The organism is Mycobacterium intermedium, assembly GCF_002086275.1.
Taxonomy (GTDB): domain Bacteria; phylum Actinomycetota; class Actinomycetes; order Mycobacteriales; family Mycobacteriaceae; genus Mycobacterium; species Mycobacterium intermedium.
Window position 1 is genome coordinate 1 of sequence record NZ_MVHT01000148.1, and the last position, 9,022, is coordinate 9,022.

A 9,022-nucleotide genomic window follows, 5' to 3' on the forward strand; every position below is an offset into this window, starting at 1 on the left:
CAGGGTGCCGTTGCTGTAGTTTCCGCTGATAAAGGCGCCGGTGTTGACGTTGCCCGAATTCGCCACCCCGGTGTTGGAGTGGCCGGTGTTGAGCCAGCCGGTGTTGACGTCGCCCGGGTTGAAGGCACCGGTGTTGGTGTTGCCCGCGTTGAAACCGCCGGTGTTGTAGTGACCGGGATTGGCCAGACCGGTGTTGAAGTTGCCGGCGTTGAACAATCCGGTGCTGGCGATGCCCGAGTTGCCGATGCCGGTGTTGTAGCTACCCGAGTTGAACAAGCCGGCGTTGCCGGTGCCGGTGTTGAAGAACCCGACGTTGCCCGTCCCCGAATTGAACAACCCGATGTTGCCGGTTCCGGAGTTCAGGCCGCCGATGCCGGTCAGGTTGTTGCCGGTGAGCCCGATCCCCCAGTTGTTGTTGCCCGTGTTGGCGAACCCGATATTGCCCAGCCCGATATTCGCCGCACCGACGTTGCCGCTGCCCGCATTGGCGAAGCCGAAATTGCTGATGCCCGGCAGGGAAGGACCCGTCCCCAAACCTGAATTGCCGAAGCCGAAGTTGCCGTTGCCGACGTTGCCGAACCCGAAGTTGCCGTTGCCGAGGTTGCCGAACCCTAGGTTGAGGTCGCCGACGTTCGCTCCGCCCAGGTTGAAGTTGCCGACATTGCCCAGCCCGAGGTTGCCGTTGCCGATGTCGGCCAACCCGATGTTGAGGATGGGGGCATGGTTGAAGACCGTGCCCGCCGACAGCAAACCCGCCAGGTGGTGTCCGAGGTTTCCGACGCCCGAGACCATCGCGGGTGTCGCAAAGTCCACCGTGCTGGTGTTGTAAATCCCCGACAGCCCCGAGCCGAGGTTCAGCAGACCCGAGCCCAAAGTGCCGAGGTTGAAGTAGCCCGAGGCGACCCCCAATTGCGCAGCAGAGGCTTGGTTCCACCAGCCCGACATGGCCGAACCGAAGTTGCCCCAACCCGATCCACCGCCCGCTCCGGTGTTGAAGAAGCCCGACGAGGGAGCAGTGGTCGTGTTCCCGATGCCAGGGGTCGGCGGGATATGGATCAACGGTATGTCGCTGGAAATGACATAGACGGAGCCGTCGGCATGCGCCGAGATCTGGGGGATGGTGATCGCCGGAATTTGGACGGCGAAACTGCCGGCTTCGACCTGGAAATTCACCAGGTTGGTCGGTGAGAAGGTAAGGCCGCCAGGGAAGATGGTGATCGGGTCGACCAGCACGGGCGCGTGGAAGCCCAGATCGATTCGGCCGATGTTGATTTCCGGGGTGTCGAAGCCGTCAGTGACGACATTGACGAACGAGTTTGACGGCCCGGCGATCGCACCGAGGTTTGAAACTATGGGGCCGATCGCGAAGGGCGAGCCTGCCGAGAATGCCGCGCCGATTGAGTAGTAGGTCGGGCCCGTGATGCTGCCTGCGGGATATGTCCAGACGATGAATGGGCTTACCGCTGAGTACGGCACAGTCAGCTGGCCGGTGTGCATCTGCACGGTGATCTGGTTGATGCCGGGGATGTGCACCGACGGGACGTGAATGGGACCGAAGCCGATGCGTCCCAAGAATTCTGGGTTGAGCGCGGGGATATCGATCTGCCGAATGTGGAAGCCACCGAGTTCGGCGTTCCCGCCGAGGTCGACTGTGACCGCCGGAATGGGAATCGGCGGGATGACGACGGGGCCGAAAGCGGCACCGGCGGTGATGTCCAGGAAGGAGATCTTTGGGACTGGATAGTCGTAGGAGTACTGAAATAGGCCCTGGTATTCACCGCGCCAGAACATGCCGTTGCTGTAGTTGCCCGACATCAAGGCGCCGGTGCCGACGTTGCCCGAGTTCGCGATTCCGGTGTTGGAGTGACCGCTGTTCAACCAGCCGGTATTGGTGTTGCCCGAGTTGAAGTCGCCGGTGTTGGTGTTGCCCGCGTTGAAACTGCCGGTGTTGTAGTGACCGGTGTTGGCCAGACCGGTGCTGAAATTCCCGGCATTGAAGAACCCGGTGCTGCCCGTTCCTGAATTGCCGATACCGGTGTTGTTGCTGCCGGAGTTGAACAGCCCGAAGTTGCCGGACCCGGTGTTGAAGAAGCCGACGTTGCCGGTCCCCGAATTGAACAGGCCGATATTGCCGGCCCCGGAATTCAGGCCGCCGATACCGGTCAGGTTGTTGCCGGTGAGCCCGATCCCCCAGTTGTTGTTGCCCGTGTTGGCGAACCCGATATTGCCCAGCCCGATATTCGCCAGACCGACGTTGCCGCTGCCGGCATTGCCGAAACCGAAGTTGGCCGTGCCCGGCACACCCGCCGATAGGCCCGCGTTGCCGAACCCGAAGTTGTTGTCGCCGATGTTGGCGAGTCCGATGTTGCCGCTGCCCAGGTTGCCCAACCCCAGGTTCAGATCGCCGAGGTTGGCCGCACCCAGGTTGAGGTTGCCAACGTTGCCCAAGCCGAGGTTGAAGTTGCCGACGTCGGCCAGTCCGAAGTTGGCGATTGCGGTTTGGTTGAGCGCGGTACCGGCCGCGAACAACCCCGAGAGGTGTTGGCCGACATTGCCGATACCCGAGACCAGTGCCGGCGTGCCTATGTCCAACGCGCTGGTGTTGTAGAAGCCGGATAGTCCGGAGCCCCAGTTCAGCAGGCCCGAATGCAGCGCGCCGGCGTTGCCGAATCCCGAACCCATACCCGCCAGTGCGCCGTGCGCCTGGTTCCACCAGCCCGAGACACCCGCACCGAAGTTCCCGAAACCAGATGTCCCACCCGCACCGCTGTTGAAGAAGCCTGACGACGGCGTGAGCGAGGTGTTGCCGAAGCCCGGCGTCGCTGGGATGTGGATCAACGTGAAGTTGCTGGCGGGCACGCTGATGTTCACCGCGGCGTGCAGCGGCAGCGAATCGATCCACAATCCGTCCGGGAAGAAAGTCATCGGATGCAAGAACCCGCTCATGCGGAATGTCAGCGGGATTGCCTGTGACGGAATGCTCAGCCCATCCGGGAAAAGGGTGAAACCCGGTAGACCGCCCTTGATTTCGAGGTGCAGCGGAATGGGGCTGGTGGCAATTTCCGGGATGGTGAACAGCGGCAACGTGATCGCGTTGAAACCGCTCGCGCCCAGGGACGGGCCGCTGAAGAACGTAATGCCTTTGACCGGTTCGAGGGCATAATTCGGAGCAACGGGGCTTATGCCGTTGTCTTGCCCGATCGTCCATACGTCGTCGCCGAGCAACGGGATCTTCACTTTGATCACCGGAAGTGTGAACTGCGAGATGTCCGTCGGCAGACCGGCCAGGGCGGTCCAGGGGAACGTGAAAGTCTTTCCGCCAATGGGCGTTTCGGGCAAGAAGACGATGGACGGTATTTCTCTGATTTCGTCGATGTCGATCTTGAGCTCGGGAACGTGGATCGGTTTGATGTCGAAGGGCCCGATTTTGATCAGTTCGAGGACGTCGAATACCCGGCCCTCGATGTGGATGGGATCGCTGATCTTGATGGGACCGAAGTCAAACGTCTGGTCGAAGTCCAGCAACGTGCTGGCGGGAATGTCGATGTTGAGCGTGAAGCCGTAGGTGCCGTGCCACTCACCCGTCCACAGCACCCCGTTGTTGAAGTTGCCGGAGTTGAACGCGCCGGTATTGACATTGCCCGTGTTGAAGATGCCGGTGTTGGTGTTGCCGGCGTTGAACCAGCCGCTGTTGGTGTTGCCGGTGTTGAAGTCACCGGTGTTGGTGTGGCCCACATTGAAGCTGCCGGTGTTGTGGTGGCCGGTGTTGGCAAGACCGGTATTGAAGTCACCGGCGTTGAACAACCCGGTACTACCCGTTCCTGCGTTTCCGATGCCGGTGTTGTAACTACCGGAGTTGAACAACCCGAAGTTGCCGGTGCCGGTGTTGAAGAACCCGATGTTGCCGGTGCCGGAGTTGAACAGCCCGATGTTGCCGCTGCCGGAATTGAGGCCGCCGATACCGGTCAAGTTGTTACCGGTGAGCCCGATCCCCCAGTTGTTGTTGCCGGTGTTGGCGAACCCGATGTTGCCCAGCCCGATGTTCGCGACCCCGAAGTTGCCGCTGCCGGCATTGCCGAACCCGGCGTTGCTCACGCCCGTTTGACCCGCGCCCAGACCGGAATTGCCGAAACCGACGTTGTCGAGGCCGATATTGCCGAAGCCGAGATTGCCGCTGCCGATGTTGCCGAAGCCGATGTTGTGTGCGCCGAAATTGCCGCCGCCGAGGTTGTCTCCCCCGTAGTTGCCGGCACCGACGTTGAAGTCGCCAAGGTTTCCGAAGCCGAGGTTGATGCCACCGACATTGCCGAGGTTCAACGCGTTGAGGATGTTCAGTTGCCGCAGTTCGTCGAGCAGCGGTTCGAAGATCTCGCCAAAATCCGAGGGGTAGGTGAGCTCGGCAAGCAGGCCCCGGTACGACACCCCCGATAGGTGCTCACCCATGTTGCTGAAGCCGGAAATCACCGCTGGCACATCGGAGTCCAGTGCGCTCACGTTGAACCACCCCGAAATGCCGGTGCCGGAGTTCAGCATCCCCGACACCAGGCCGCCGGCGTTGCCCAGGCCCGACACCGACCCCACCGCCGAACTTGTCGCAGCGTGGAAGAACCCCGAGACGGCGGAGCCCGCGTTGAAGAATCCCGAGCCGCCGCCACCGCCGGAGTTGAAGAAGCCCGAGGACGGGAGGGTGCTGGAGTTCCCCAGCCCCGGCACCGCTTTGAGGTCGATGATCGGGATGTGGAAGGGTCCCGCACTCAGGGCAATGTCGAAGTTGAGCGGAATCGCCGGGATCGTCATCCCTTTTATCGACAGGGCCTCGATGGCCTCGGACCAATCGAAGGACACGATGTCGGCCATGGATATTCCGTCGATGAGGTCCGCCGGGATATCAATGGGCTTGATGTCAAGCGCTGTTGACTCGTGGACCGAGATGGCGTCCAAGGGCAGGGGGCCTTGAGCCACGCCGATCGGAAATGAGAATGGGCCGATCGTCACGAAATCAATGACGATGGGATCTATCAGTTCAAGGGTGATTTCCGGTTGATTGTTGAACATGAACCGCAGTTCCGGCGGAATAGCCAGCGTGATGCCAAAATCCCCGACGACGTTCGAGGCGGTGATGGGGCTGGTCACCAGCGTTCCGGCCACGTTGAGCGCGGAAAGCAGCGTGGTGGCCGGGGCCTCGAAATCGACGTCGATGATCCCGTTGATCACCAGTTGCATGGCGGGGATGGGGATGTCGGGTATCGCGAAGCTGTAATGCGCATCTCCACCGAGCGCGAATTGCAGCGGCGGGAGAATGTCGATGTCGGGGATGACGATGGGGCCGATACCGCCGGTGGTGGTGATGATGATCGGGAATTCGGGCACCGTGATGCCGTAGGAGATGGCGACCAGGCCTTCGTAATTGCCCCGCCAGAACATGCCGTTGTTGGCGTTGCCGGTGTTGAAGGCTCCCGTGTTCAGCGTGCCGGAATTCCACAGGCCGGTGTTGGAGTGGCCGGTATTGAACCATCCGCTGTTGAGGTTGCCCGGGTTGAAGTCGCCCGTGTTGGTATTGCCCGCGTTGAGGCTGCCCGAGTTGTAGTGGCCGGGATTGGCCAGGCCGGTGTTGAAGTTGCCGGCGTTGAAGAACCCGGTGCTCGCGGTTCCTGAATTTCCGACGCCGGTGTTGTAGCTGCCCGAGTTGAACAACCCGAAGTTGCCGGTGCCGGTGTTGAAGAAGCCGACGTTGCCCGTTCCCGAATTGAACAGACCGATGTTGCCGCTGCCGGAATTGAAGCCGCCGATGCCGGTCAGGTTGTTCCCGGTGAGCCCGATCCCCCAGTTGTTGTTGCCGGTGTTGCCGAACCCGATATTGCCCAGACCGATATTCGCGAACCCCACGTTGCCGCTGCCGGCGTTGCCGAACCCGAAATTGCTCACCCCCGCTACGGCGGCACCCAGCCCCGAGCCCAAACCAGCGTTGCCGAACCCGACGTTGCCGCTACCGACGTTGCCGAAACCGAAGTTGCCGCTGCCCAGGTTGCCCAAGCCCAGGTTGTGCTCACCGACGTTGGCCGCGCCCACGTTGAAGTCGCCGACGTTGCCCAGACCGAGGTTGAAGGTGCCGAGTTCGGCGAGCCCGATGTTCGCGATGCTGCTGCCCTGGCTCAGCGATGAACCCGCGGCCAACACACCCGAGAGGTGATGGCCGACGTTGCCGATGCCCGACGCCAGCGCGGACGTTCCCATCGCCAGGGTGCTGGAGTTATACAGTCCCGACAGTCCCGAGCCGAAATTCAGTGCGCCCGAACCCAATACACCAAAGTTGCGGTAGCCCGAGCTCGCCCCAAGCAGTGCGTCGTACGCCTGGTTGTACCAGCCGGACATGCCCGCCCCGACGTTTCCAATACCCGATCCCCCGCCCCCGCCGGAGTTGAAGAAGCCCGACGAGGGAGTGAGGGTCGTATTCCCGAAGCCGGGCGTCGGCGCGACATTGACGACGGGGAAATGAATGGGCCCGATGTGGACGACGCCGTCGACGGCCGCTGGGATCTCAAGTGTGAATCCGTTGGGCAGCAACGTGAAAGCGCTGAGGCCGCCGGAGAAATTGGTGATTCCCGCCGTCGCCCTCGGAATGACGAAGCCGTCCGCGAAGAACGTGACGGGGTTGTTGCCAGCCGTTATGTCGAAGGCGACCGGGGTTTGCGCCGGAATGGTGAAACCGTTGGGCAGCAACGTTAATGAGCCGGTATTCAGACTGATGCTTACGGGAATGGGGCTACCGATGGTGGGACCGCTGATCTGAACGCCGCCGATTGAAACGTTCGTCAGCGAGAGACCAATCGCTGGGTTGCCCAATCGCCCGACCGTGATAAGGGGGTCGAGAAAGGCGAACGGAGCAATGCTGAACCACAGGGAGTCCGAACGTGATTCGAGCGCGAAAATGGGTGAGTAAGAGTTTGCTCCGAGGTCCACGGATCCCCATGCTTGGATGGGGATCGGTGGCACCGTGATGGGCGTGATGTTGATGGGGCCCAAGCCCACAACCGCCTCGGTGATGCCGATGTGGAATGCCGGTACGGGAATCGGCGCGACGTGAATGGGGCCGATGGACCCGCTGGCGTGCATCGTGACCAGCGATTGAGCGACGTAGGGACCGAAGTAGGCGCTGGCCAGTCCCTGGTGATCACCCCGCCAGAACATGCCGTTGCTGTAGTTCGCGGTCATGAACGCGCCGGTGCTCACCGTGCCCGCGTTGGCGAGCCCCGTACTGGCGTGACCGGTGTTGAACCAGCCCGTGTTCACACTTCCCGAGTTGAAGTCACCGGTGTTGGTGTTGCCGGCGTTGAAGCTGCCGGTGTTGTAATGGCCGGCATTGGCTAGACCCGTGTTGAAATTGCCGGTGTTGAACAATCCAGTGCTGGCGATACCCGAGTTACCGATCCCAGTGTTGTAGCTACCGGAATTGAACAGTCCAGAATTGCCGGTGCCGGTATTGAAGAACCCGACGTTGCCGGTGCCGGAGTTGAACAGTCCGATGTTGCCCGCACCGGAGTTGAGGCCTCCGATACCGGTCAGGTTGTCACCGGTGAGCCCGATGCCCCAGTTGTTGTTACCCGTGTTGGCGAACCCGATGTTGCCCAGGCCGATGTTGGCAAACCCGAAATTGCCACTGCCCGCATTGCCGAATCCGATATTGCCGATTCCCGTAGGGCCCGCGCCCAGACCAGAATTGCCGAACCCGAAGTTGCCGCTGCCGACGTTGCCGAACCCGAAGTTGCCGGCGCCCAGGTTGCCGAGTCCCACATTGGACGCTCCGATATTGGCTGCGCCGACGTTGAAGTCGCCGATGTTGCCCAACCCGATATTCATGCTGCCGACGTCGGCCAACCCGACAGCGATCGACGCGCGACTCAGGCCGTCTCCCGCCGACAGCAATCCCGACAGTTGTTGTCCGACGTTTCCGAGTCCTGAGACGAATGCCGGTGCCGCCAGGGCGGCGGTGTTGTAGAGCCCCGACACTCCCGAACCGAAGTTCAGCAAGCCCGAGTGCAGCGAGCCGGCGTTGGCAAAACCGGAGCCCGAACCCAGCGCCGCGGTCGAGGCCTGATTCCACCAGCCCGACACCCCCGAACCGAAGTTTCCGAAACCAGACGTCCCGCCCGGGCCGGTGTTGAAAAACCCCGACGACGGTGTGGTCGTCGAATTCCCGAACCCGGGATTGGCCGGGATATCCAGGCCATGAATCGGGAAGGGACCGATATTCACACCGGCCCCGATATCCAACGGGATGCGGTCGATCGTGATCGCCGGAATGGTGAAGCCGTCAATCTGACCGTCAATATCGATCGTGAACAGGGTGGACTGTTCGGTGATGCCGAAGCTCGGAATGGTGAAACCGGGCGTCCCAACGTGCACCGTGGCAAGCAGCGCGAGCGGGTTGTCCGGAATGCTGATGCCGTTCGGGAAAATCTCGACTTTCGGGCTATTCCAGGAGACGGTCAGCCCAAGCGCGGGGATTCTGGTGTCGATCATGGTGGGTCCAGTGACCGAGCCATCCGGCGCGATGATCCCAGGGATGGTTACCTGCCCCAACACGTTGAAAGCGCGAATGGGCAAGGCCAGCGGACCCCAGTTTTGGGCGGGGAACAAGGTGATGGGCGAGATGGTGATCGGACCGACGTTGATCGGTATCTCCATGCCACCGCCGAATGCCGGAATGGTGATTTCCGGAACGACCAGCGGCGGAATGTAGATGGTGCGGTGAATGTGCAGGGGAATGGTGGGAAGAATCTGGATGGGCAACAGGGTGATGGGGCCGATGTCGGCGTTGACACCAAGCCCTACCGGGATCGGCGGCAACGACGACCCGCCCGCAAAGCCGTTGAGGCCCTGGTAATCGCCCGCCCACAACATCCCGTTGCTGTAGTTGCCCGAGATGAAAGCGCCGGTGTTGACATTGAACCACCCCGGGTTTGATGCACACCGGTTTATGGGTGTGCAGCCTCTGAGTGGGCCGCGTTTGTAGCGTAGTGGA

At 61.7% G+C, this 9,022-nt stretch carries 1 protein-coding gene; it reads right to left on the reverse strand.

Annotation, left to right across the window (positions count from 1 at the left end; translation table 11 throughout):
- Nucleotides 1–9,022, reverse strand: a 9,022-nt coding sequence (locus BST27_RS34685) for a beta strand repeat-containing protein (protein ID WP_139805436.1), incomplete at both ends; no start/stop codon positions are given.